This window comes from Amycolatopsis sp. EV170708-02-1 (assembly GCF_022479115.1).
In the GTDB taxonomy this organism is placed as follows: Bacteria; Actinomycetota; Actinomycetes; order Mycobacteriales; family Pseudonocardiaceae; genus Amycolatopsis.
The window spans coordinates 1,353,934-1,377,498 of sequence record NZ_CP092497.1 but is presented as its reverse complement, the minus strand read 5'-3'; the positions used below and the strand labels follow the sequence as shown (position 1 = coordinate 1,377,498).

14 protein-coding genes and 3 pseudogenes are annotated in these 23,565 nt (G+C 68.6%); 3 read left to right on the top strand and 14 right to left on the bottom strand.

Annotated elements, in window-relative coordinates; all coding sequences use genetic code 11:
- Positions 1 to 13: 13 nt before the first annotated feature.
- The 3 genes from MJQ72_RS06220 to MJQ72_RS06210 form a co-directional block, all read right to left on the bottom strand.
- Positions 14 to 1,339: a S9 family peptidase gene (locus MJQ72_RS06220; RefSeq protein WP_240598169.1), complete on the bottom strand. Its 1,326-nt coding sequence runs from the start codon at positions 1,337 to 1,339 to the stop codon at positions 14 to 16.
- On the bottom strand, positions 1,336 to 3,657 hold the full coding sequence (locus MJQ72_RS06215; protein ID WP_240598168.1) for a penicillin acylase family protein: 2,322 nt from the start codon (positions 3,655 to 3,657) through the stop codon (positions 1,336 to 1,338). The genes MJQ72_RS06220 and MJQ72_RS06215 overlap by 4 nt, the downstream gene beginning before the upstream one ends.
- 97 nt (positions 3,658 to 3,754) lie before the next feature.
- A complete protein-coding gene (locus MJQ72_RS06210; RefSeq protein WP_240598167.1) occupies positions 3,755 to 4,333 on the bottom strand; it encodes a helix-turn-helix transcriptional regulator in 579 nt (192 codons plus the stop codon).
- 250 nt (positions 4,334 to 4,583) lie between these two features.
- On the opposite strand from MJQ72_RS06210, the gene MJQ72_RS06205 reads away from it, so the two are divergent.
- A complete protein-coding gene (locus MJQ72_RS06205; protein ID WP_240598166.1) occupies positions 4,584 to 5,789 on the top strand; it encodes a lytic transglycosylase domain-containing protein in 1,206 nt (401 codons plus the stop codon).
- 414 nt (positions 5,790 to 6,203) lie between these two features.
- Complete coding sequence (locus MJQ72_RS06200) at positions 6,204 to 6,632, top strand: pyridoxamine 5'-phosphate oxidase family protein (protein ID WP_016334712.1); 429 nt, start codon at positions 6,204 to 6,206, stop codon at positions 6,630 to 6,632.
- Positions 6,633 to 6,677: 45 nt separating this feature from the next.
- On the opposite strand, the gene gcl is transcribed toward MJQ72_RS06200, so the two are convergent.
- The 7 genes and pseudogenes from gcl to MJQ72_RS44770 all read right to left on the bottom strand — a co-directional run bounded on the left by gcl (position 6,678) and on the right by MJQ72_RS44770 (position 15,939).
- Positions 6,678 to 8,372, bottom strand: coding sequence for a glyoxylate carboligase (gene gcl, locus MJQ72_RS06195; RefSeq protein ID WP_240598165.1), 1,695 nt, complete (start codon positions 8,370 to 8,372; stop codon positions 6,678 to 6,680).
- Positions 8,373 to 8,375: 3 nt separating this feature from the next.
- Positions 8,376 to 9,263, bottom strand: coding sequence for a 2-hydroxy-3-oxopropionate reductase (locus MJQ72_RS06190; RefSeq protein ID WP_240598164.1), 888 nt, complete (start codon positions 9,261 to 9,263; stop codon positions 8,376 to 8,378).
- Positions 9,260 to 10,087: a hydroxypyruvate isomerase family protein gene (locus MJQ72_RS06185; RefSeq protein ID WP_240598163.1), complete on the bottom strand. Its 828-nt coding sequence runs from the start codon at positions 10,085 to 10,087 to the stop codon at positions 9,260 to 9,262. Before MJQ72_RS06185 ends, MJQ72_RS06190 begins: the two co-directional genes overlap by 4 nt.
- A 260-nt stretch (positions 10,088 to 10,347) precedes the next feature.
- The gene (locus tag MJQ72_RS06180) at positions 10,348 to 11,271 is read right to left on the bottom strand and encodes a 2Fe-2S iron-sulfur cluster-binding protein (RefSeq protein ID WP_240598162.1); all 924 of its coding nucleotides are present in this window, start codon (positions 11,269 to 11,271) and stop codon (positions 10,348 to 10,350) included.
- Entirely contained in the window at positions 11,268 to 13,004 is a 1,737-nt protein-coding gene (locus tag MJQ72_RS06175; RefSeq protein ID WP_240598161.1) for an NAD(P)H-dependent oxidoreductase subunit E, read from the bottom strand. Before MJQ72_RS06175 ends, MJQ72_RS06180 begins: the two co-directional genes overlap by 4 nt.
- Positions 13,005 to 13,014: 10 nt before the next feature.
- Positions 13,015 to 14,933, bottom strand: a pseudogene (locus MJQ72_RS06165) (molybdopterin oxidoreductase family protein).
- A gap of 14 nt (positions 14,934 to 14,947) precedes the next feature.
- Positions 14,948 to 15,939, bottom strand: a pseudogene (locus MJQ72_RS44770) (2-dehydropantoate 2-reductase).
- 274 nt (positions 15,940 to 16,213) lie between these two features.
- On the opposite strand from MJQ72_RS44770, the gene MJQ72_RS06150 reads away from it, so the two are divergent.
- Positions 16,214 to 16,942, top strand: a complete 729-nt coding sequence (locus MJQ72_RS06150) for a GntR family transcriptional regulator (RefSeq protein WP_315860836.1) — start codon at positions 16,214 to 16,216, stop codon at positions 16,940 to 16,942.
- Positions 16,943 to 17,001: 59 nt separating this feature from the next.
- Here MJQ72_RS06150 and MJQ72_RS06145 read toward each other — a convergent pair whose 3' ends face one another.
- From MJQ72_RS06145 to MJQ72_RS06125, 4 genes and pseudogenes are all read right to left on the bottom strand, one after another.
- A complete protein-coding gene (locus MJQ72_RS06145) occupies positions 17,002 to 18,384 on the bottom strand; it encodes an OFA family MFS transporter (RefSeq protein WP_240598156.1) in 1,383 nt (460 codons plus the stop codon).
- Between the two features lie 33 nt (positions 18,385 to 18,417).
- Positions 18,418 to 20,546, bottom strand: a pseudogene (locus MJQ72_RS06140) (acetate--CoA ligase family protein).
- Positions 20,547 to 20,558: 12 nt separating this feature from the next.
- Complete coding sequence (gene frc, locus MJQ72_RS06130; RefSeq protein WP_240598153.1) at positions 20,559 to 21,788, bottom strand: formyl-CoA transferase; 1,230 nt, start codon at positions 21,786 to 21,788, stop codon at positions 20,559 to 20,561.
- A 16-nt stretch (positions 21,789 to 21,804) separates the two neighbouring features.
- Positions 21,805 to 23,544, bottom strand: a complete 1,740-nt coding sequence (locus tag MJQ72_RS06125) for a thiamine pyrophosphate-binding protein (RefSeq protein ID WP_240598152.1) — start codon at positions 23,542 to 23,544, stop codon at positions 21,805 to 21,807.
- Positions 23,545 to 23,565 lie beyond the last annotated feature (21 nt).

Here is a 23,565-nt window from a genome sequence, read left to right as displayed (position 1 = left end):
ACCCAGGCTCGTTTCACGGCACCAACAGTCCCCAGTGGACCGCCCACGGGACGAACAACGCCGCGCCCGCCAGCAGCAGGCCGACCCGGACTCCCCCGCGTTCCTTGCTCCGCCACCCCGAAACCGCCGTGACCACACCGGCCGCGACGACACCGACGGCGATCAGCTGCAGCGCGAGCCAGGGCACCGTCCGTCCGAAGAGGACCGGACCGGGCGCCATCGCCGCCCCCATCGACAGGGCGATGTAGTAGACGAGGAACCCCGCCGTGGCGAGCGAACCGGTCGCCGCCAGCCACCGGGCGGGCCCGGCGAGCGGAACGGTCTCCCGGCGGCGGAACAACGCCGTCACCGGATAGCCCGCGAACGCGAGCAACGCCAGCGCCCAGACCCCGATCTGCACCCACGGCGCCTCGTACCAGGCGAGCGGTGCGAGGGCGACGCTCTGGCTCGCCTGGACCGGAGGCGGGTCGGCCGACCGCCCGTCCTTCGTTCCGTTCACCCAGTTCGCCACGAGTTCGAGGTAACCGGGGGCGAAGCCGTCGAGCTTGTCGAAACCGTCGGTGGTCCGCCGGAGCCCGTGCTGGGCCTGCGGGAACACCTTCAGCGTGTAGTGCCGGTTCCCCGCGCGGTCCAGTGTTTCCCGGAAGATCCGGACGGCCTCACCGGGCGGGGTGAGCCGGTCCAGTTCGCCCCACAGGCCGAGCACCGGCTGCCGCACCTTCTCCAGCACCGGCACCGGGTCGTACCCGGCCTCGGGGAACACGCCGGCACCCGCGAGGGTCCGCATGTTCGTCGACGACACCATGTCCACCATCGAGCCGGTGACCCCGCCCCGCCGGAGATAGGTCTCGAGCGCCCACGCCTGCTGACGATCCGGAGACACCCCGTTGGCGCCGACGGTGACCGCGAACGCGACGTCCTTCGACTTCGACGCCGCCAACGGCGCGACCCAGCCTCCTTCGCTCAAGCCCCACACCCCGACGCGGGCCGGATCCACGCCGGGACGCGAGCGCAGCGCCTGCACGGCGGCGAGCGCGTCGTCGGCCAAGACCGAGTAGTCCCGCTCGAACAGCGAATACCCCTCGGTCCGCTTGTCGTAGATCAGGGTCGCGATCCCCGCCTTGGCGAAAGCCTCCGCCTCGGCACGGTAATCGTCCCGGTCGTGTTCGCCGGATCCGTGCACCATGACGATGCCCGGCGCCGGACCTCCGCCCTCCGGCGCGACCACCGTTCCCCGCAGGGTGACCCCGTGGCTGGTGAACGAGACTTCGCCTTCCGGAGCCGCGGCGGGCAGCGGCGACGAAACCGCCACGACGGCCGCGAGCACGGCGGCGATCATCGCCTGCTCACCCGGATCACCTCGAGCGACGGCGACGCGAGGATGTCCTTCTCGCAGTACCGTTCGGCGACCCACTGCTTGCGCGAGTACAGCTCCGTCTGGTCGCTGTGGTGCGCCGATTTCGGGTTCGCCGACTGCGAGTAGGTCATCAACGTCGTCGTGTCCGGGCACCCGGTCCCGTTGAACGCCACGACATGCAGATACGTCCCGCCATGCGTGAACTCGGTGTATCCACGGGTCGGATCCCAGGGACCGCCCAGGGAGTTGTAGACCCCTCGGCCCGCGGTTCCGCCGCCCAGCGGGATCTTCCGGCCGTCACGGACGACGTAGTGGTGGTCACCGTACGGCGCGTCGAGCGGGATCTTCGCCGCTCGCAGCTCCGAAACGGCGTCGGAGAGCGCCTTGCGGATCGCCGCGTTCCCCGTGTCGAGCGTGTTCGGCGTGTGGACCGGATTCCTGACGTCGAACGGGTTCTTCCAGATCTCCGGCCCCATCCGGTCCACCGCGGCCCAGAACCTGTCGAAGAGCAACGCTCCCCGGCTTCCGGCGTCCGAACGACCGTCCCAGGCCGCCAGCGCCGCGCAAGCGTCGTCCAGTCCCGGCATCGTGCGGCACATCGCGACGACGTCGGCCCGCACGAGTTCGGCGGCGTGGTCCCGGTTCGAGAACATCAGGTCCCGCATCGCTTGCCCCGTGAAGCCGCCCTTCTTCAGCTGGTCGGCGATCTCGACGAGACCGGCACGCGTCCGCATGTTCTGCTCGTAGCGGACCGGGCCCACGATCCTGGGGAAGCCGGTCTTCGGCTCGGCGGGGTTGACCAGCCAGGAGCTGTCGTTCGAGTTCGCCGCGTAGTCCGACCGGCTCATGCTCGGCAGGCTGGACGGGCCGAAGACACCCGGCCGCAGTGCGTCGCGGTCGCGGCCCCAGGCACAGGCCGTTTTGGAGCCGTCGAGCACCGCGACCCCGTTGGCGTCGAACATTTCCTTGCCCAGCGGCGTGTTGCAGCGCGCGGCCTTCTCGTCGGTGACGTGCGGGATCCCGTGGATCTGGCTGAACTCCACCCGGCCGCCGTCGTCGGTGGCGAGGATGTTCATCCACGGCAGCCCCTGCGTCTCGCGGACCGCGCCGATCATCTCCCCCGCCGTCCGGCCGCGGGCGATCGCGAACATCGAGTTCGTCATCCCGAGGTTCGTGGCGTTGGCGTCCGCGATGGCGAACGCGCTCACCGCCGTCCACGGCAGTTCCCGCTGCCCGAGCCGGGTCGTCACCGGGCCGTACCTGGTCGTCCACTGTGGACGTACGACGCGTTCCAGGGTGCCGTCCGCCTTGCGCGACAGCACACTCACGTCGGTCCGCCGCATCCGCTCGGGTTTCCCGTCGACCAGGTACGTCGTCGGCGAGCCGGGCACGAGCTTCAGCTCGAACAGCGTGTACGTGCGCGTGGTGTCGGTGGCGGTGCCGCTCCAGGCCGCGGTTTCGTTGTGCCCCAGCCACATCAGCGGAATCCCGGGGATGCCCGCACCGCTGACGTTCAGCTTGCCCGGCAGCGTCACCTGCGACTGCCAAAGCCTGGTCCCGCTCAGCTGCCACGGCAGATGCGGATTGGCCAGCGAGACACCGCGTCCGTTCGCCGACGCGGCGGAGCCGATCGAGATCGCGTTGCTGCCGATCCCGGTCTCCCCGAGCATCTGTTCGGTACCGCCACCTGCGGGCGGGGCACCCGGCAGCGACGCGGTGATCGAGTCCGCGACGCCGCCCTGCCCGAAGATCATGCCGACCGCGTGACTGTGGCGGTACACGTCGAGTTCGGTGATCGGCTTCAGCCAGCCCGCGCCCCGGCAGGCCGGGTCGGTGATCTCACCGGTGCGCAGGTACTTGTTGACCCCCTCGACGTAACCGCGGATCAGTTCGCGGACTTCGCGGTACGGCCCGCGCGGCGCCGGCACCGACAGGAGCCGCTCGACGGCACCGCTTTCGTTGAGACCTTGGAAGTACAGGTCGCTGGCGAGGTTCGTGTTCGCCTGGCTCACCCCGCTCGTCGGCGGCGCGTCCGGCCCGAGCCAGCGGGAACGCTCGGCCCGCGTCGTGACCGCGACGTCCGCGATCGCGCAGATGTTGTCCTTGGCCGCGGCGAATCCCTGTCCGAAGCCCAGGGTCACCCAGTCGTTCGCGACGATATGCGGGATGCCGTATTCGGTGTAGCGGATGGTGGCGTCCGACCGGGATCCCCCGTCCGGCGGTTGCGCGGCCGCCGCGGTCCCCGCCGCGAGCAGGCCCGCCGCGGCGCAGACGGCCGCGATTCTCTTCCAGAGCAGCATGCTGCTCCCCCTTTGTGTGTGGAGTAGTTCGTGAAGACACGCCATCCGGCGTGGTGACGCGATGCCGGTGGTCGAGTGGCCGCTCTCCCACCGGTTTTCAGTTCCCTTCCTTCACCTCCCCGTCCGCGTCCGGGAACGCGGTCCAGCGCACGAGCACCTTCCGCGCGTCCGGACCTGGCTCGGGCCGCCAGTAGCGGCGTAGCAGCTCCAGGTAGTCGTCGAAGAACTCCTTGAGCTCTTCGAGGTTCAGGTAGACCGAGCCGCGCGAGAACACCAGCGCGTCACCCCATTCGCCCAGCTCACCGCGGCGCTCGAGGAAACTCGCCAGCTGTTCGAGGTCCTCGGTGAACGCGGCGCGCTGCGCCTCGTCGAACACGGCGCGCATCTCGTCGTTCTGCTCGCTGTGCCGCGGCCAGCGGATGTCGCGTGGCCGGGCGCGCCACCAGCGCTCCTTGCCGTGCGCGAGCTCCGGCGCCTCGTCGACGAAGTCGTACTTCGCCAGTTCCCGCAGGTGATAGCTGGTCGCGCCCGAACTCTCCCCCAGCTCCTTGGCCAGCTTCGTCGCCGTCGCGGGGCCGCGGCCCAACGCCTCCATGATCCGGCGGCGCAACGGGTGCATCACCGCCTTCAGCACGGCGGCGTCGGCGATCTCTTCGGGTGGCGGCGGACCGGTCATGACCCCAAGGTAGCCGTGCAAAGGAGATTGTGCAAAGGTCTCTTTGCACACGGTTCAGACCACTCCGCGAGGAGGGCAGAGGATTCTGCTGACGATTCGGTGAACTCAGCGTGAAATTGACAACTTCACTACGAAGGTCTTGTGCCGCGAGGACGAAAACTCGACAGGATCGCGAGTTTTTCGTTGCGTCGTCCCCGAAAACAGGTCGTATCGGATAGTTTTGCCCGGAGTCGACCTTGCGGGAGAGAACATGTCGAAGCACCGCCCCCGACAGACGGACAAGTTGTCCGCCCGGCACCGGACGGCCTTCGCGCTTGCCGGCGGCGCGCTCGCCGTGCTGCCCGCGGTCACCGCGTCGGCAGGACCCGACACCCCGATCGCCGCGCCGAAACCGGCCGCCCCGCAGAATCAGGCCTCGGCCTGGCAGCCACCGGCGGGCACGGTCCCGGAGATCGCCGTCGACGGCAGCCTCCCCGAGCCGCCCACCCCGGACCCGCTGACCGTCCCGGGGCATTCCGGCAACGTCGGCGGCGCGTTCGCACCTTCGGGCGCTCTCGGCATCCCCGCCAGCATGATGAAGGCGTACAAGAACGCCGCGGACATCCTCGCGAAGGAACTGCCCGGCTGCCACATCGACTGGGCACTGATCGCGAGCATCGGCCGGATCGAATCGAACCACGCGCGCGGCGGCTACGTGGACGCCAAGGGCAACACGCTGGAGCCGATCCTCGGCCCGCAGCTCAACGGCGCCGGGCCGTTCGCCGCCATTTCCGACACCGACGGCGGCAAGTACGACGGTGACACGGTGTGGGACCGCGCCGTCGGCCCGACGCAGTTCATCCCGTCCACGTGGAAGGGCTACGCCTCCGACGGCAACGGCGACGGCGAGTCGAACCCGAACAACATCTACGACGCGACGCTGGCCTCGGGCCGCTACCTCTGCTCCGGCGGGGTCGACCTGACGTCCGAGCAGACCCAGCGCGTCGCCGTGTACCGCTACAACCACTCGCTGTCCTATGTGGACACCGTGATCCGCTGGGCGGTTGCCTACCGCGGCGGCGTCGCGACGATGCCGGACAGCCAGGTCCCCGTCGGCGCGCCGGACTCCCAGGACGTCGCCGCCGGCACGCCCGGCGGCCAGGTCCCGGTGCCGACCCTGCCCGGCACTCCCCCACCCGGCACGACCACGCCGGGGCCGACCCCGTTGCCCGGCACTTCCGTCCCGCCGAGCAGCACCACGCCGCCGAGCAGCACTTCGCCTTCGAAGCCGAGCAGCACGCCGCCTTCGTCGACGCCTCCCTCGTCGACTCCGCCTTCCTCGACACCTCCTTCGAGCACCCCTCCGTCTTCGACGACGCCTCCGCCGTCCAGCACGTCTTCCGCGGCGCCGTCCTCGACCCCGGCGGGGAACACCGGCGAGACGTCCCCGACCAGCAGCACCTCGCCCACGCCATAACGCTCGCCAGGGTGGCGCTCACGTGAGTTTTCGCGGTCGTGGGGATGTCGTGAAGGGCTCGACACCTGGCACATCGGAAGCGCTGAAGGATCCGATCCAACCTGCGCCAGCAGGCACTAGCGGAGTGGTTGTGGGCTGAAGGCTCCCTTCACCGAGTCTGATGCGACGAAAGGAGCCTTCGCCCCGGTCGGCACGGAGAGCGGCGGTTCGCTCGCAGGTGCCGCCTCGTGAGTGTTTGGGTCGCTAGGGCCAAGGGTGTCTGATTCGAGACCTGCGGTCCGTGAAGGACCCCTTCATGTGCTTCAGGCGAGAAGGGCGTGGATACCGACTGGGTCGGGTCCCGTGCCCGGAATGTCCCGCGGACAGGCCGCGTTGTCGCTTCCGTAGCTCACCTACGAGAGAAGCGAGACACGGATGTCGTCTTTCGTCATGACCGCCGAGGAACGGGAAGCCTTCCTGAGCGAGGTCCACATCGGGGTCCTGGCCGTGGAGCGGGAAGGCCGAGCCCCGCTGGCCGTTCCGGTCTGGTACGACTACGAGCCCGGCGGCGAACTCCTGATCTGGATGGACGGCGGTTCGGTCAAGGACAAGGCGATCAAGAAGGCGGGCAGGCTCAGCCTGGTCGCGCAGTCGGAGACGCTGCCGTACAAGTACGTGACGGCCGAGGGTCCGGTCATCGCGAACGACACCCCGCCGACCCGGGAGCAGGCGCTGAAGATCGCGCACCGCTACCTGCCGGAGGACGAGGGCACGAAATACGTCGACGGCGCGCTCAGCGACAACTCCGTGCTGGTCCGCGTCCGGCCCGAGAAGTGGCTGAGCAACGACCAGGGCAAGGCCTGACCGGACGACGGTGTCCCGGCAGGCGAGCCACCGGGACACCGTCGTTCAGCCCGCGATCGGTTCGAACTCGACGACGCTGTCGAGTGCCTTGCCCATCGCGGCGTTCCCTTCGCGTTCGATCATGATCTCCACGAGCACCGGCCGCGACGTCCGCTCGGCCTCCTTGCGCGCCCACTCCAGCGAAGCCCGGATCTCGCCCGGCTCGGTGACGCGGGTGCCGGAGCAGCCGTAGGCCTCCATGACCTTCACGTTGTCCGTGCCGATCTTGTCGTAGTGGATGTCGACCTCGAAGTTCATCTCGTAGCCGGTTTCCGCCTGCCGGATGAGCCCGAGGTACTCGTTGTTCAGCATGATCAGCACGAACCCGACGTCGTACTGCGCGGCCACCGCCAGCTCCTCGACCAGGAACTGGAACGAGTAGTCCCCGACGACGCCGACGACCTCGGCCTCCGGTTTCGCCTTCTTGACGCCGATCGCCGCCGGGATCTCCCAGCCGAGCGGGCCCGCCTGGCCGCACACCTGATAGTGCCGCGGCTTGTGCGCGCGCTGGAACTGCCCGGACCAGATCTGGTAGAGCCCGATCGCGGTGACGAAGTAGGCGTCCTCGCCGTAGAACTCGTTGATCTCCTTGAACACCCGAGGCGCCTTGATCGGCGTGTCCTCGAAGTCCTCGCGCCGCGGCAGGCTCTCCTTGAGCTCGCCGATGCGCCGCGGCCAAGCGCGGTCCCGCGCCAGGGAACGCTTCGACGCCGCCTCGATCAGCGCGTCCAGGAAGGCGCCTGTGTCCGAGACGATGCCGAGGTCCGGCCCGAACACCTTGCCCAGCTGGGTCGGCTCGATGTCGACGTGGATGAACTTCCGGTTCCCGCGGTAGACGTCGAGGTCACCGGTGTGCCGGTCGCCGAACCGCGCGCCCAGCGCCAGCACCAGATCCGCTTCGAGGAAGGCCGCGTTCGCCCAGCGCTGCGAGGTCTGGATACCCGCCATTCCGGCGAACAGCTCGTGGTCTTCGGGGAAGCTTCCCTTGCCCATCAACGTCACGCCGACCGGGACGCCGAGCAGTTCGGCCGCGGTCCGCAGCCGGTCGCTCGCGTCGCCGAGCACCACGCCACCGCCCGCGAGGATCAGCGGCCGCTCGGCGGCCAGGAGGAGGTCCAGCGCCCGCTCGACCCTGGCCGGGGACGGCGTCGCCCTGGTGACCGGGAGCGGCGAGTCGATACTGGAGTCCCATTCGATCTCCTGCCGCTGGACGTCGATCGGCAGATCGATCAGCACCGGCCCCGGGCGGCCGGACCGCGCGATCCGGAACGCCTCCCGGAACACCCACGGCAGCTGGGCCGCCTCTTTGACCTGCACCGCCCATTTGGTCACCGGTTTGGCGATCTCGACGATGTCGACGGCCTGGAACGCCTCGGTGTGCAGCTTCCGCGAGTCGGCCTGCCCGGTGATGCACAGGATCGGGATCGAGTCGGCCTGCGCGGTGTAGAGGCCGGTGATCATGTTCGTCCCGGCGGGCCCGGAGGTGCCGATCGCGACGCCGACGTTGCCGGTGGTCCTCGCCCAGCCGTCGGCCATATGGGTCGCGCCCTCTTCGTGACGCACGATCAGATGCTCGATACCGCTGTCCTGCATCGCGTGGTACAGCGGGAGGATCGCGGCGCCCGGACAACCGAAAGCGGTGTCGACGCCCTCACTGACCAGGACGTCGACGACGGCCTGCATGGCGGGGATTCTGGGCATGCGTCACTCCTTGTTTTCCGCGCCGGACAGCGATTCGACGACCTTCAGCAGGGCGGAGTGATCGAGCGAGCCGTGGCCCATCGCCCGTCCGGCGGCGACGAGCTGGGCGACCAGCCCGGTGAGCGGCAGCGCGACGTCGGCCTGCCTGGCGGCGGCGAGCGCGATGCCCATGTCCTTGTGGTGCAGGTCGATCCGGAAACCCGGCGCGAATTCCCTCGCCACCATGGACTTCCGCTTCAGTTCGAGGATCCGGCTGCCCGCGAGGCCGCCCGCGAGGACGTCCAGTCCGACGCCGGCGTCCACGCCCGAGGCTTCCAGCAGCACGATGGCTTCGGCGATCAGCCCGTACGTGCCGCCGACGACCAGCTGGTTCGCGGCCTTGACGACCTGGCCGGCGCCGTGCGGCCCGACATGGACGATCGTCTTGCCGACCGACTCCAGGATCGGGAGCCCGGCGGCGAAGTCGTCGGCCTCACCACCGACCATAATGGACAGTGAGGCCTGCTCGGCCCCGGCCTGGCCGCCGGAAACGGGCGCGTCGAGCACCCGGATCTCGCGTTCACCGGCCCGCTCGGCCACCTCGATGGAGGTCTCCGGCCTGATGGTGCTCATGTCGATCAGCAGCGTGCCGGGCTTCGCCGATTCCAGCACTCCGCCCGCCGCCAGCACGACCGCCTCGACCTGCGGATGGTTCGGCAGCATGGTGATGACGACTTCCGCGTCCGCCACGGCGTCGGTCACCCCGTTCGCGGCGCGGCCGCCCGCGGCTTCCAGCCTGGCGAGCGCGTCCGCGTTCGTGTCGAATCCGCTCACCTCGTGGCCGGCGGCGACGAGATGTCCCGCCATCGGCCCGCCCATGATCCCCAGGCCGATGAATCCCAGCTTGGTCATGCCAGTCCCCTTCGTTCGAAAGGCAGCCACGACAGCGAATCCGCGCTCGGCCCGTCGGGTTTGTACTCCACGCCGACCTGCCCGCGGTAGCCCGCCGTCTGCAGCTTTTCCAGGTATCCCTCGATGTCCAGCGTTCCGGTCCCCGGCTGGTGGCGCCCTGGGGCATCGGCGATCTGCACATGGCCGATCCGTCCGGTGTGGACGGTCGTGACCGTGTCGAGGTCGTCACCGTTGACCGCCAGGTGGTACAGGTCGGCCAGCAGCTTCACGTTGTCCCGCCCGAGTTCGTCGAGCACCTTCAGTACGTCGTCCGCGGTCTTGAGCGGGTACTTCTCCGCCCCTGACAAAGGCTCGAGGACGATCTCCGCGCCGATCCGCGCGGCCGCGTCCGACGCGAGCGCCAGGTTCGACAAGCCGAGCTTGTCCTGCGCGGCCGGATCCGCGCCGTCGACCCGGTTGCCGTAGAGCGCGTTGAACCGGCGGCAGCCGAGCCGCTCGCCGAGATCGATCGCGGAAGCGATACCGCGGGCGAACTCGTCCTCGCGACCGGGCCAGGTGACCAGGCCACGATCACCACCCGCCATGTCGCCGGGGAAGAAGTTCAGCCCGGTCACCGCGACACCCGCCCGCTCGACCGACGCCACGAACGCGTCGACCTCGGCGGCCTCCGGCACCGGCGTCTCGAACGGCCACCAGTACTCGACCGCGGTGAAGCCCGCCGCGCGCGCCGCCTCCGCCCGGTCGAGCAGCGGCAACTCGGTGAAGACCAGCGACAGGTTCAGCACGTAGGGCAGTGCGTGACGCGAACCGGCAAGATCAGCCATCGAAACCTCTGCAATTTCGCTCTGCGGAAACTTTCTTTCGTATATCGAGAATAGCCCGCTGACCTGTCCAGGTCAACGGGCGGTATACCGGCAGAGGCGGTCGAGCGCGGGTACGGCCGGTCGCGAGGTTCAGCGGTCTCGCGTGTCCGCGGGGACGGCGCGTGTGATCAGGTGGACGACACACGTGACTGGATGGCCGACACACGTGTCGTCCGTCTGATCACGCGTGTCGGCCATCCGGTCACGCACCCTGGCGAGACTCAGCGGTTCTGGACGTGCTGCCAGCCGAAGCGACCCTTGATGCAGAGGTTCCCGTGGGTCACCGAACTCTCGTGGGGCGAGGTCACCTTGACGATCTCGTTGTCCTGGACGTGCAGCGTCAAGGAGCAGCCGACCCCGCAGAAGGTGCAGATGGTGGTCGTGGCGGTCTGCCGCGACTCGTCCCAGGTACCGTCCTCGCGCTTGTCGTGCTCGCGTTTGAAACTCAGCGCGCCGGTCGGGCAGACCTCGACGCAGTTTCCACAGTAGACACACGCGCTGTCCGGCAGCGGGTTCGCGAACTCCGTCGAGATCCGCGCGTCGAAACCGCGCCCCGCCATGGTGATGGCGAACGTGTTCTGCCACTGCTCGCCGCACGCGTCGACGCATTTGTAGCACTGGATGCATTTCCCGTAGTCGCGGACGTAGAGCTCGTTGTCCACTTTGACCGGCTGGCGCACGGTCGCCGCCGTCAGCCCGTCCGGGATCTCGTGTTCGCCGGGGCGGCGGTCGTCGCGATCGTCCGAAGGGGGCGCGGGCGGGCCGAACCGCTCGGGTTCCGCTCCGCATTCGGCCATCCAGCCCGCGACGCCGGGTGTGGTGGACAGATCCGTCGCCGATCCGAGGAGTTCGAGCACCACCTTGCGGCTGAGCCTCGTCCGGTCGGTCTCGGTCCGCACCACCATGCCCGGTTCCGCCTTGCGGGAGCAGGACGGCACGAGCGTGCGTGAACCTTCGACCTCCACCATGCAGACGCGACAGGCGTTCGCCGGCTCGAGGGTGTCTCCGTGGCAGAGCGTCGGGATGTCCTTGCCCGCCGCGGCACAGGCGTCCAGGATCGTGGATCCTTCGGGAACCCTGACGGCCTCACCGTCCACAGTGAACTCGACGAGCCGGCTCGGGAGTCCCAATCCGACAATGCTCACGATCGCTCCTCCAGTGCGCCGAGCCGGTCGATCGCCGACTCGATGGCGTTCCAGGCGGTCTGGCCCAGTCCGCAGATGGACGAATCCCGCATCACCTGGCCGACTTCGCGCAGCAGCGCGAGGTCGTCGCCGCCGGTACCGAGCCTGCGGCCGCCGACGATCCGGTGCAGCGCCTCCTCCTGCCGCACGGTGCCGATCCGGCACGGCACGCATTGCCCACACGACTCGTCCCGGAAGAACGCCGCGATCCGCAACAGGAACCCGCCGAGGTCGGCCTGGTCGTCGAGCGCGAGCACGACCCCGGAACCCAGCGTGGTTCCCGCGGCGCGCGCGTCCTCCATGGTCAGCGGCAGGGTGGTTTCGTCCGGGCGCACGAAACCACCCGCCGCGCCGCCAAGCAGGACGGCCCGCAGTTCACGGCCCTCCGGCACTCCCCCGGCCAGTTCGAGCAGCTCCGCCAGCGTCGTCCCGAACGGCACTTCGTACACGCCGGGGCGCCGGACGTTGCCGGACAGGCAGAACAGCTTCGGCCCGGTCGAACGTTCGGTCCCGATGCGGCGATACGCCTCGCAGCCTTCGGTGAGGATCAGCGGGATGTTGACCAGGGTCTCGACGTTGTTCACCACTGTGGGCTTGCCGAACAGCCCCTTCTCGACCGGGAACGGCGGCTTCGATCTCGGCTCGCCGCGAAAGCCATCGATCGAGTTGAAGATCGCCGTCTCCTCGCCGCAGATGTAGGCGCCCGCACCGCGCCTGATCTCGATGTCGAACGAGAACCCTTGCCGTCCCAGGATGTTCTCGCCCAGGAATCCTCTTTCGCGAGCCGTGTCGATGGCGTCGCTCAGCATCCTCAGCGCGCGCGGGTACTCGCCGCGTAGGTAGACGTATCCTTTTTGCGCCCCGATGGCGAACGCGGCGATCGTCATCGCTTCGACGAGCGCGAACGGATCGCCCTCGATCAGCACGCGGTCCTTGAACGTGCCCGGTTCACTCTCGTCGGCGTTGCACACCAGGTACCGGGTCCGTTCGGGCTGCCGGGCGGCGGCGTCCCACTTCCGGCCCGTCGGGAACGCCGCCCCGCCCCGGCCCATCAGCCCCGAATCGGTCACCTCGCGGATGACCCCGGCCGGTCCGAGCAGCAACGCGTTCCTCAACGCCGCGTAGCCACCTGCCGCACGATAGGCGTCCAGGCTCCCGGGCCCGACGACCCCGACCCGGCGCAGCAGGCGCAGCCCTGGTTCCCCTTGCTGCGGAACGGAAGCCGGGGCTTCCGTCCAGCCGGAGGGTTCGCGGGTGAGCTCACCCGGGGTGGCCGGAGCGAGCAATCTCAGCTCGGCCGGATCGCCTGCCTCGAAGGCCAGCGCCGCCGGAGCGCGTTCGCAGACGCCCAGGCACGGGCTGCGATGCCAGGCGATTCCCGCGGCGTCGAAGGTGTCGGTCACCGCCTCCGCGCCGTTGACCCGGCATGCCAGGTCCGTGCAGACGTGGATCACGCGCGGCGGCCGTTCCTTGAGCGAGAACAACGCGTAGAAACTCGCGACACCATAGGCTTCCGCCGGCGGGACGTTCAGCCGGCGGCAGATGTGGTTCAACGCTCCCTGACTGATCCAACCGACCCGGTCGTTCACGGCGTGCAACGCGGGAAGCAGCTGATCGCGGCTTCCGGCTCCGAGCGCGTCGACGGCGTGCCGTTCGGCGTCCGTCGGTTCGGCGTTCAGGAAACGCAGGTCCATTCCGGACTCCTCACACGGTGACGGGCAGCTTTTCGACCCGGATCGCGGCGGCCTTGTACTCGGCCGTTCCCGCGACCGGACAGGTCGCCTCGATGGTGATGACGTTGACGTCGATCTCGTCCGGGAAATGGAAGGTCATGAACGCCAGACCGGGACGCAGCCCCTCGTCGATCCGGACCGGTGCCTCGATCTCGCCGCGGCGGGACGAGATCCGCACGACCTCGTCCTCGGCGACCCCGAGCCGCATCGCGTCCGCCGGACACAGGTCGAGGGTCTCCCTCGGCGCAGCGGCGAGGGAAAACCGCCGGACTGGACGCCGGTGTTGTAGGAGTCCAGCCGCCGTCCGGTGGTCAGCCGGATCGGGAAGTCCTCGGTCAGCAGGTCCACCGGCGGGCTGTGGGCGATCACGGTGAACGGCGCCGGCCTGCCGCGTTTCGCCGGATCCTCTTCCCAGAGCCTGCCGTGCAGGAACGTCGGTTCGAGCTCGTCCTCGCGATAGCAGGGCCACTGGATGCCGCCGAGCTCCTCCAAGCGCGCGTAGCTCATCCCGGCGTGCATCGGCGACAACGTCCGGAGTTCGTTCCAGACCTCCTCGCCGCCCTGGTAATCCCAGTCGTGGCCGAGGCGCCGGGCGAGCTCGCACAGCAGCTGGATGTCGTCTCGCGCGCCCTCCGGGGGTTCGAGCGCCTTGCGGACCCGCTGGACGCGGCGTTCGCTGTTGGTGAAGGTGCCGTCCGATTCGCACCACGCGGCCGAAGCGGGCAGCACGACGTCCGCCAGCTGTGCGGTCTTGGTGAGGAAGATGTCCTGCACCACCAGGTGTTCCACATTGGACAGACGTTTGATCGTGTGCTCACAGTCCGCTTCGGACTGGACCGGGTTCTCGCCGATGATGTAGACGCAGGTCAGGTCGCCGCGTTCCATCGCGTCGAGCATCTGCGTGAGGTTGAGTCCCTTGTGTGGCGGTATGTTCGAACCCCAGGCCGCGTCGAACTTCGCCCGGACGTCCGCGTCGAGGATGTTCTGGAACCCCGGCATCCGGTCCGGGATGGCGCCCATGTCCCCGCCGCCCTGGACGTTGTTCTGCCCGCGCAACGGATTCAGCCCCGCGCCGTACCGGCCGACGTGTCCGGCCAGCAGCGCGAGATTGATCAGGGACAGGACGTTGTCGGTGCCGTTGTGGTGCTCGGTGATCCCGAGCGTCCACGACAGCTGGCCGCGGTCGGCGCGGGCGTAGGTGTGCGCGAGTTCGCGGATCAGCTCGGCCGGGACGCCGGTCGTCTCCTCGGCGGCTTCCAGCGTCCATGGCTCGACGGAGGCCGCGAACTCGGCGAACCCTTCGGTGGCCCGTTCGATGAAGGCGGTGTTGGCCAGTCCGGAATGGATGATCTCGCGCGCGATCGCGTGCGCCAGCGGGATGTCGGTGCCGACGTGCAGCTGGAGTTGCCGGTGCGCCCAGCTCGCGGTGCTGGTCCGGCGCGGGTCGATCACGAACAGTTTCGCGCCGCGGTGGACGGCCTTGAGCACGTGCTGGAAGAAGATCGGGTGGGCTTCGCGGGGGTTGCCGCCCCAGACGACGATGACGTCGGCGTCCTCGATCTCCTGATACGACGACGTCCCGCCGCCGCTGTCGAACACTCGCGCCAGCCCGGCGACGCTCGGCGCGTGACAGGTGCGATTGCACGAGTCGACGTTGTTGGTGCCGATCACCGACCGCGTGAACTTCTGTGCGACGTAGTTCATCTCGTTGGTCGCCCTGGCACAGGAGAACATGCCGAAGGCTTCGGGCCCTTTGGTGTCGAGCGTGCGCCGGAACCCGGCGGCGGCGCGCTCCAGCGCCTCCTCCCAGCTCGCCGGGCGCAGCACGCCCGAATCGCGGACCAGGGGCTGGGTGAGCCGGACGTACGGCTCGGTGTTCTTGCGCTTCATCGGGTTCCTCCGATTCAGTGCGCTCCGACGGGAACGGCGTTCGCGGTCTGGCCGAGCAGGCCGATCGCGGCGTGGACGTGGCGCAACGCGGGGGCGGGTACGCCGGTCAGCTCCGCGAGCTCGACGACGGCGCCGATGATCGCGTCGACCTCCAACGGCTTGCCCGCCTCGAGGTCTTGCAGCATCGACGTCTTGTGGTGGCCGACGCGCCAGGCGCCGTTGATGCGTTTCTCGACCGACACCTGGGGATCGCTGCCCGCGGCACGGGCGATCGCGAGGGTCTCGTTCATCATCGCGGCGACGAGCTCGCGAGTGTCCGGATGCTCGCATATCTGGACCATGGTCGCCCTGGTCAGCGCGCTGAGGGGGTTGAAGGCGACATTGCCCATGAGCTTGACCCAGATCTCGTCGCGCAGGTCGAGTTCGACCGGGGCCTTCAGCCCGCCCGCGATCATCGCGTCGGCGAGCGCCGCGCACCGGGACGTGACGCCGCCTTTCGGCTCCCCCAAAGCGAACCGGGTTCCTTCGAGATGCCGGATCACGCCCGGCTCCTCGATCACCGTCGAGCAGTAGACGACGCAGCCGATCGCGCGGCGCAGTTCGAGGACCTCGCTCACCGCGCCCCGGGGTCGACCGTCTCGATCCGGCGGTTCTCCAGCGGATGCCCGGTCAGGCCGTGGAAGTACCACCACGGGATCCCGTTCTGCGCGGCCACGATCGCGGTGTCCTCGCCCAGCAGCGGCGCGATCAGCGGACCGCAGGAGGCGTACGAATTCGCCTTCAGGCCGAGGAAGACGAAGTCGACCGGTCCGACCTGCGCCGGATCGTCGGTGACATGGGGGCGGACGGTGAAGTTCCCGCGCGGGCTGAGCACCCGCACGCCGTGCGCGCGCATCGCTTCGCCGTGCGCCCGTCTCGCGATGAGGTGGACCTCCGCCCCGCCTCGGTGGAGCGCGGCGCCGGCGTACGCGCCGATCGCGCCCGCACCCAGAACAGCGACCTTCATGACGTGCCTCCCGCTCAGCCGAAGACCAGATTGCATACAGTATCCTGTAGATGGTCGTCGCGCCAACCCCTCCCGCATTTCGTCCTCTCAATGCGCCAGGTCCGGCGAGTTACGCCTCCAAGCACGCGAGTTCGGCCTCCGATCACGCGAGTTACGCCTCCAAGCACTGCACCGGGCCGCACTCAGAGGACGAAATGCGGAGCAGAGGGGCGAATGTCGGGATTTTGCATACCAAAACCTGTATCCTGAACCGGACGAGTCATCCGGAGGTCCTGTGAGCCAGCCCGTTTCACCCCTGCCCGACCGCGGCCCCACCGGCCGCCGCGCCAAGGGCACGCTCAACCCGGCGACGGCCAAACGCGTCGAGCGGCCCGCTCCCCTGCGCCAGGTCGTCTACGAAGCGCTCGCGGAGCTGATCATCAACCGGACCCTCGAACCCGGCCAGCACCTGGTCGAGGCGGACCTCGCCGAGTACCTGGGCGTCAGCCGCCAGCCGGTCCGCGAAGCGTTGCAGCGCCTGCAGAGCGAGGGCTGGGTCGACCTCCGCCCCGCGCAGGGCGCCTTCGTGCACATGCCCACCGACGAAGAAGCCGATCAACTGCTCAGCGTGCGCACCGTGCTGGAGGCGCACTCCGCCCGTCTCGCCGCCGACAGGGCCGGCGGCGAAGACGTCGAACGCCTGTGGGAACTGCAGAAGACCGGGCTGGAGGCGTTGGCCGCCGACGACACCGAAGGCCTCGTCGCGGCCAACGCCGCACTCCACGCGTTCATCACCGAGCTGTCCGGCAACGCCGTCCTCGCCGAGATGATCGGCATGGTCGACCGCCGGGTCCGCTGGTACTACACCCCGATCGCCCGTCCGCGCAGCCACGACGCCTGGCAGGAGCACGAGGACCTGATCAAGGCCATCGCCACCGGTGACCCCGTCGCCGCCGAACGGATCATGAACCAGCACACCGAGCGCACCAGGCAGGCCTTCCACGAACGCCCGAAGGACGACTGAACGGCGATCTCGCGTGATCGGACGGACGACACGCGTGTCCAGACGGACGGCACGCGGCATTAGGCCGGGTTCAGCTCCTGCTCACGCTTCGGCGTCCGCGAACGCGAGCGCCCAGGCTGCCGGAGCAGCAGGCTGAGCGCGGCCGCCAGCAGGCTCGTCCCGCCCGCGAGGAAGAACGCGCCGCCGTAACCCCACGCCACCACGACCATCGCGCCGACACCGGAGCCGACCAGGCCCGAGATCAGCTTCGAGCTGTAGACCAGGCCGTAGTTGCTGGCGTTGTTGTTCTCGCCGTAGAAGTCCGCCGTCATCGCCGCGAACAGCGGGAAGATCGCGCCGCCGCCGAAACCGGAGATCATCGAGGCCAGCAGGAACAGCGGCATGCTGCCGATCGAGCCGGACAGGTACACCGCCACCTGCGCGAGGCCGAGCACCACGCAGACCATGAACAGGGTCTGGCGCCGCCCGTAGCGGTCGGAGATCCAGCCGATCACCCCGCGGCCGGTGCCGTTGATGATCGCCTTCAGGCTCATCGCGAGCGCGACGATCCCGCCCGCGAAACCCATCTCGTTGCCGAACGGGACCTGCATCGCGATACCGAAGATGTTCACCCCGGCCGTGCACAACAGGCAGAACCACATCAGCGGCAGCATGCCGGTCCTGAGCGCCTCCTTCGGCGTGTACTGCTTCACCGCCGGCGGATTCTTCTGCAGGGAACGGCGGACCCGGGGATCGTCGGACACCTTCAACGGGTCGACGTGCGCCGGCCACCAGTTCTTCGGCGGGTCCTGGAAGTAGAAACCGCTCACCCCGACCACCGCCGCCAGGAAGATGCCGACCACGAGCAGGACGCCCGAGAAGTTGGAAAGGTCCATATAAGAGGTGAAGAGGAAGATGAAAGGCACCGAACCGTAGGCGAAACCGCCGTTGACGAAGCCGGTCTTCCCACCCCTGCGCTCCGGGTACCACTTCCCCACCATGTTGACGCAGGTCGCGTACACCAGCCCTGCCCCTCCGCCGCCGAAGAACCCGAAGCCCAGGTACGCCCAGATCTCGCTGGGCGCGTACGCGAGCGAAAGGTACGCCAGCAGGGTGCCCACCGCACCCAGCAGCATCGCCGCTTTGGCGGGCAAGGTCCCGTTCTCCCGCATCTTCCCCGCCGGGAAGGCGACGATCGCCTGGAAGAACACCCAGACCCCGAGCAGCCAGAAGATGGTGGCGCCGTGCCAGCCGTGTGCGGCCGACAGCGTCTCCTCCGCCGACGTGAACGCGTATTCCGACGAACTGATGGCCATCATGGCGACCCAGGGCAGGATCACCATCGTCCATCGTGGACGGCCCATGATGTCGCGATCGGTTTCGCCGACGCGATAGATCCGGCCGTTCGAATCGATTACTTCCTTGTACGCTCCGGGTGGTTGAGCCGCGGTCGATGACGTCATTGTCATTCTCCTTGGGTCGGTTTGGGGCCGGAATCAGCCGAGCAGTCCCGCGGAACGTGCCCAGCGATACTTCGCACCGAGCACGGCCACCGGTTTCTCCGTCGTGTAGGGATAGGCGACGACACCGTGCTCGTACAGAAAACTGCTGGCCTGTTCGACCTCGACATCGCCTGCCAGCGAGGCGACGACGGGCTTGTGGATCCCCTTCGCCCGATATTCGGAAACGACTTCCGAAACCAGTTCCGCGAAGATCATCGGCGGGGTGACGATAGTATGCCAATAGCCGAGGATCAAGGCATGGATTCGCTCGTCCGCCAAACCGAGCGCGATGGTGTTCCGGTAGGTGGTAGGTGGCTCGCCGCCGGTGATGTCGACGGGGTTGCCCGCGGCGCCGAACGGCGGGATGAATTCGCGGAAGGACGCGTCGAGATCGGGCGGGATCTCCATCAGATTCAGCCCGTTGTCCACACAGGCGTCGGAAAGCAGCACACCCGACCCGCCCGCGCCGGTGATGATCACGACGTTCTCACCCTTCGGCGTCGGCAGCAAGGGGATACCGCGCGCGTATTCGAGAAGATCGTTGAGGCCGGGTGCCCGGATGACCCCGCTCTGCCGCAGGATGTCGTCGTAGACCTTGTCGTCACCCGCCAGCGCGCCGGTGTGCGAGCTCGCCGCTTTCGCGCCCTGGGAAGTGCGGCCCGCTTTGAGGACGACGACCGGTTTCCGCACCGAAACCCGTTTCGCCGTTTCCGCGAACGATCGCCCGTCTTTCAGATCTTCGAGATGCATGGCGATCAGGTCGGTGTTTTCATCGTTTTCGAAGAAGGTGAGCAGATCGTCCTCGTCGATATCGGCCTTGTTGCCGACCCCGACGATCGACGAGACACCCATTTTCGCCGATCGGCTGAAACCGAGGATCGCCATCCCGATACCGCCGCTCTGCGAGGAGAGCGCGACACCGCCCTTGACGTCGTACGGCGTGCAGAACGTCGCCGAAAGATTCTCCGGCGTGTAGTAGTAGCCGTAGATGTTGGGGCCGAGGATCCGGACGCCGTGTTCCCGCGCGATCGCGACGACCTGGTCCTGGAGTTCGATGTTCCCGGTCTCGCCGAAGCCGGACGGGATCAGGATCGCCCCGGCCACCCCTTTGCGGCCCGCCTCCTCCAGCGCGGCGGGGACGAACTTCGCGGGGATGGCGAACACCGCGACGTCGACGTCGCCCGGAACGTCGGAAATGCTCGGATAGGCCTTGCGGTCGAGGATCTCGGCCGCCTTGGGGTTGATGGGATGGATCTCCCCCGCGAACCCGCCGTTGACGAGGTTCTTCATCACCGAGTTGCCGATCTTGCCCGCCTCGGCCGACGCGCCGATGACGGCGATCGACGCCGGCTTCATGATCCGGGTCATCGACGCCAGGATCTCCTCCTGGGTGAACCGCACCGGCTCCCGCGCCGCTTCGGGATCCACCAGGATCCGGACGTCCACCGCGGTGGCGCCGCCGGGGTGGCCAGCACCGGGTTGAGGTCGACCTCGGCCAGCTGCGGGAAGTCGGTGACCAGGGTGCCGACGCGGGTGAGCACGTCGGCCAGCGCGTCCCGGCTCACCGGTTCCGCACCTCGGACGCCGCGCAGGATCTCGGCGGCGGCGATGCCGTCGATCATCGAGAACGCCTCGTCGCGGTCGAGCGGGGCGAGGCGGAACGTGACGTCCTTGAGCACCTCGACCAGCACCCCGCCGAGGCCGAAGGCGACGATCTTGCCGAACGTGGCGTCGGTGGTGGCGCCGATGATCACCTCCTGCCCGCTGCTGAGCATCCGCTGCACCTGTACGCCGGTGATCTCGGCTTCGGCGTCGTACGCCTCGGCGTTGGCGACGATGGTCCGGAAGCCGTCCGCCACCGCCTCGGCGGTCGAGAGGCCGACCAGCACCCCACCGGCCTCAGTCTTGTGCAGGATGTCCGGCGAGACGATCTTCAGCACCACGGGGAGCCCGATCTCCTCCGCCTGCGCGACGGCCTCCTCCTCGGTGGTCGCCAGCCGTTCCGCCGGGGTCGGGATGCCGTACGCCTCGCATACCTGACGGCCTTCCGGCGCGGTGAGCGACGTCCGCCCCTCGGCGGCGACCTTTTCGAGGATCTTCTCGACGATCTCTTTGTCTGCCACGAGTTTCTCCACTCAGATCACGCCGGCCGCGCGCAGCCGGTCCAGGTCGTCCGCGCCGTAGCCGAGCTCGCCGAAGACCTCGGCGTTGTGTTCGCCGAGCAGCGGCGAGCGTTCGACCTCGACCGGCGAATCCGACAGCTTCAGCGGGCAGCCCACGGTCTTGAAGGCCCCGCGTTCGGGGTGGTCGACCTCGACGACCGAGCCGAGCTCGGCCAACGTGGCATCCTCGGCGAGTTCCTTGGTGGACAGGATCGGGCCGCAGGGGATGTTGTGGGCGTTGAGCGCCTCCATCACCTCCCATTTGGTGTGCTTCTCGGTCCACTCCTCGATCATCCCGAAGGCCTTGTCCAATTTGGACAGCCGGGCTTCCGGGGTGGCCCAGTCCGGGTCCTCGGCCAGTTCGGGTTTACCGATCAGCCGGGTGATGGGCTGCCAGCCGACCGGCTGGATGATCACGTAGATGTAGTCGTTCGGCCCGCCCGGCGCGCATTTCACCGCCCAGCCCGGCTGGCCGCCGCCGGACGCGTTGCCCGAACGCGGGACCTCGTCGCCGAAGACGTCGTTCGGGTACTCGTTGAGCGGGCCGTGCGCGAGCCGTTGCTGGTCGCGAAGCTTGACCCGGCAGAGGTTCAGCACCGCGTCCTGCATCGCGACCTGGACCCGCTGCCCGCGGCCGGTGTTCGTCCGCTGGTAGAGCGCGGCCAGGATCGCGGCGACGAGGTGGATGCCGGTCCCCGAGTCCCCGATCTGCGCACCGGTCGCGGTGGGCGGGCCGTCCTCGAAGCCGGTGGTGCTCATCGCCCCGCCCATCGCCTGAGCGATGACCTCGTAGGCCTTGAAGTCCGCGTACCGGCCGGGCCCGAAGCCCTTGATCGAGGCGTAGATCAGCCGCGGGTTCAGCTCCGCCAGCCGCTCCCACGGGTAGCCGAACCGGTCGACCACGCCGGGCCCGAAGTTCTCCACCAGGACGTCCACACTGGACACGAGCTGGTCGAAGACCTGCTTTCCCTGCTCGCTCTTCATGTTCAGGGTGATGCTGCGTTTGTTGGCGTTGAGCATCGTGAAGTAAAGGCTGTCCACGCCTGGCAGGTCCCGGAGCTGGCCGCGGGTGATGTCACCGCGGCCGGGGGTCTCCAGTTTGATCACGTCCGCGCCGAGCCAGGCCAGAATCTGCGTGGACGAAGGTCCTGATTGGACATGCGTCATGTCGAGGACGCGGACGCCGTCGAGTGCCTTTCCCATCGGTGATCCCTCCCGGCTACTTGTACATGGTCTGGTTCATGGTTCCGGGCGCGTACACGTCCGGGTCGATCCAAACGTTGATCAGCGAAGGCTTTCCGGACTCGCGGGCGCGCAGCAGCGCCGGGCCGATGTCCGCGGGGTCGCGCACCGCCTCGCCGTACCCGCCGAGCATCCTGGCGAACTCGTCGTAGGGGACGTCGCCGAGCGTGTTGCCGACGCGTTCCCGGCCGAGGCCGTACTTCGCCGCCTGGCCGTACCGGATCTGGTTCATCGAGGAGTTGTTGCCGACGATCCCGACGAACGGCAGGTTGAACCGCACCAAGGTCTCGAAGTCCCAGCCGGTCAGGCTGAACGCGCCGTCGCCGAAGAGGGCGACGACCTCCTTCTCCGGCCGCGCGTGCTTCGCGGCGAGGACGAACGGGATCCCGACGCCGAGCGTGCCGAGCGGGCCGGGGTCCATCCAATGCCCCGGCGCCTTCGGCTGGACGACCTGTCCGGAGAACGTCACGATGTCGCCGCCGTCGCCGATGTAGAGCGAGTCCTCGGTGAGGAATTCGTTGATCTCGTGCACCAGCCGGTACGGGTGGATCGGGCTCGCGTCGGAATGCTGGAGCGGCAGGCGCTTCTGTTTCGCCTTCGCCTCCACGTCCTGCAGTTCCTCCAGCCAGGCCTTGCGCGCGACGGCACCGTTGTCGACCCGGCCGGTGGCCGCCTCCGCGACCGCGGCGAGCACCTGCCCCGCGTCGCCGACGATGCCGAGGTCGATGTCGCGGTTCTTCCCGACGGTGCGGTAGTCGAGGTCGATCTGCACGACGGTCGCCTCCGGCGAGAGCCGTTTGCCGTAGCCCATCCGGAAGTCGAACGGGGTGCCGACGATGACGATCACGTCGGCGTTGTCGAAAGCGTACCGGCGCGAGAGCTGGAAGTGGTGCGGATCGCCGGGCGGCAGCGTGCCGCGCCCGGCGCCGTTCATGTACGCCGGGATGTTCAGCCCGCGCACCAGCTCCGTCGCCGGTCCGGTGGCGCGGGTCGTCCACACCTGGCTGCCCAGCAGGATGGCCGGCTTCTTCGCGTGGACGAGCAGATCCGCGAGTTTCTCGATGTCGGCCGGGTCACCGGCGTTGCGGGTCGACGCCCGGTACCGGCCTTCGGCGGGGATCCGCGCCTGGTCCACCGGGACCTTCGCGTCGAGAACGTCCCTGGGAATCTCCAAAAAGGACGGTCCCGGCGCGCCGTGGTAGCACTCCCGGAACGCCATCGAGACCAGATCCGCGACCCGCGCGGTATGCGGGACGGTCGCGGAAAATTTGGTGATCGGCGCCATCATGTCGACGTGCGGGAGATCCTGCAGTGAACCCATCTTGTGCTGGGTCAACGCGCCCTGGCCGCCGATGAGCAGCATGGGGCTCTCCGCCCGCAGCGCGTTCGCGACACCGGTGACGGCGTCCGTGGTCCCCGGGCCAGCGGTGACGACCGCGCAGCCGGGGCGGCCGGTGATCCGCGCGTAGCCGTCGGCCGCGTGCGCCGCGACCTGCTCGTGCCGGACGTCGATGACTTCGATGCCCTCGTCGACGCAGCCGTCGTAGATGTCGATGATATGCCCGCCGCACAACGTGAAGATCGTGTCGACGCCCTCCGCCTTGAGCGCCTTGGCCACCAGGTGGCCGCCGGAGATCAGGTCCGGGGCGGGTTCGGAACCGTTGGTGGTGGCCTTCGTCGCGGTGTCCCCCGCAGCGGTGCCGGTCGTTGGCGCCATCGTTCAACTCCTCTTTCTCGC